Below are 1,214 nucleotides of genomic sequence, written 5' to 3'. Positions count from 1 at the left end.
GGACAACCGGGGTGTGGTGGAATTAGGCATGGGGGAAGCAGTCCTTCAGACGCTGTTGACGTCGTCATCGGCCAGGCGGCGGGGTGGGGTGCCGGTGGGAACGGCGGGGGCGGCCGCGAAGCCGCCGCTGGCGTTGTCAATGCGAACGGAGACGTTAGGGCGGTTGAGGTTTGCCGCGGCAAGGTCGGGCTTTCCGCCGGCGTAGAAACCACCGATGGCGACCGACGTGGGTAAGAAGCCAACGCCGAAGTTGGTCGCCGCACCGAACGAACCGGCACCATTGCCAAGCAGGACGGAGACGTTGAGGCTGTTCTCGTTGGTGACGGCGAGGTCGGACTTGCCGTCGGCGTTGAAGTCGGCGATGGCGACGGAGGTGGGGTTGTTGCCAGCGCCGAAAGTGGTAGAGGCGCCAAACGAGCCGGTGCCGGTGCCCAGCAGCACGGAGACGTTGTTGGTAAAGCGGTTGGCGACCGCGAGGTCGGGCCTGCCGTCGGTGTTGAAGTCGCCCGTGGCGATAGCGCTGGGACCTTCGCCCACGAAGAAACTGGTCGCCGCGCCGAACGAGCCAGAGCCCGTGCCCAGCAGCACAGAGACGCTGTCGCTATTGAAGTTGGTGACGGCCAGATCGGGCTTGCCATCACCATTGAGGTCGCCGACGGCCACGGACGTGGCATCGACTCCGACGGGAAAGCTGGTGGCGGCGGCGAAGTTTGGCGGGCAGGTGGTGGTCGTATCGGCGAAGAAACTCGCGCCGGTGAGGTTGATACCGTACGAGCCAGTGTTGGTGTTCGCGCCGGACCAGGCCGTGACCGGGTTGGCCGCGCCGGGGCCGGTGGGGGCGCGCTCGCCGACATTGGGCAAGTCGTTCCAGATCAGTTGGGCGCCGGCCAAGGCGTCGAAGTTGTACGCCGTCACTGCCAAGTAGTAGACGCCAGCGGCGGGGACGAACTGGCCGGTGAGTGTGGATTGGAAGACCGAGGCCGAAACGTCGTCCATGAACGAGACGCCGCGGCCGGTTGAGTCGAAGAGGAACAACTGCGTATCGAGCGTTGTCTGTCCCACTGTGGTCGCGCTGAAGGCCGCAGGGTTGGTGGTGCGGGTCTGGTAGATGTCGGCGTCTTGCCCAGCGTTGCCGATGGCCCCGTTGATGCGGGGGACGGGGCCGCTGCCGCTGGTGGCGTTGCCGGGGAGGGTCTGGCCCCCCGCCGGGCCGG

Annotated in this window: 1 protein-coding gene; it reads right to left on the bottom strand. The window is 66.7% G+C overall.

Annotation, left to right across the window (positions count from 1 at the left end; translation table 11 throughout):
* Positions 1-45: 45 nt before the first annotated feature.
* Positions 46-1,214 (bottom strand): FG-GAP-like repeat-containing protein (locus NJ959_RS29790; RefSeq protein WP_254015374.1); only part of this gene is annotated, 1,169 nt, incomplete at its 5' end.

It is taken from the genome of Limnofasciculus baicalensis BBK-W-15, assembly GCF_024178385.1.
Taxonomy (GTDB): domain Bacteria; phylum Cyanobacteriota; class Cyanobacteriia; order Cyanobacteriales; family Coleofasciculaceae; genus Limnofasciculus; species Limnofasciculus baicalensis.
Note: the sequence above shows the minus strand (reverse complement) of the source record. Positions and strands in the feature narration are given on the sequence as shown.